This is a genomic window from Gilvimarinus gilvus, from assembly GCF_030518155.1.
Taxonomy (GTDB): domain Bacteria; phylum Pseudomonadota; class Gammaproteobacteria; order Pseudomonadales; family Cellvibrionaceae; genus Gilvimarinus; species Gilvimarinus gilvus.
This window is the reverse complement of sequence record NZ_JAULRU010000201.1, coordinates 1-441: the sequence shown is the minus strand read 5'-3', so window position 1 is coordinate 441 and position 441 is coordinate 1. Positions and strand designations below refer to the sequence as shown.

At 62.1% G+C, this 441-nt stretch carries 1 pseudogene; it reads right to left on the bottom strand.

From position 1 onward, the window contains the following. Positions 1 to 38 precede the first annotated feature (38 nt). Positions 39 to 441 (bottom strand): annotated as a pseudogene (locus tag QWI17_RS01635) (DNA topoisomerase IV subunit B); the annotation flags it as partial.

Here is a 441-nt window from a genome sequence, read left to right as displayed (position 1 = left end):
AGCTTGACCCCGCGCGGCAGCAGGTTGCGGAATTCTCAGAACTCGCGCAAGGCATCCAGCAGGCCCTGGCGCAGGCCATTGACGTGGGTACCGCCCTGGGCGGTAGGGATCAGGTTGACGTAGCTTTCCTGGATGCTGTCGCCGCCTTCGGGCAGCCATAGCAAGGCCCAGTCCACCGCTTCCTTGTTACCGGCCAGGCTACCGCAGAACGGCTCATCGGGCAGGCGCTGGAACTCGTTGACCGAATCGACCAGGTAGGAACGCAGGCCATCCTCGTAGTGCCATTCGACCTTTTCGCCGCTGGCTTTGTCCTCGAAGCTGACCAGCAGGCCTGGGCACAGCACGGCCTTGGCCTTGAGCACGTGCTTGAGACGGCTGATGGAGAATTTCGGCGAATCGAAATACTTGGGGTCGGGGCTGAAATACACGCTGGTGCCGGTG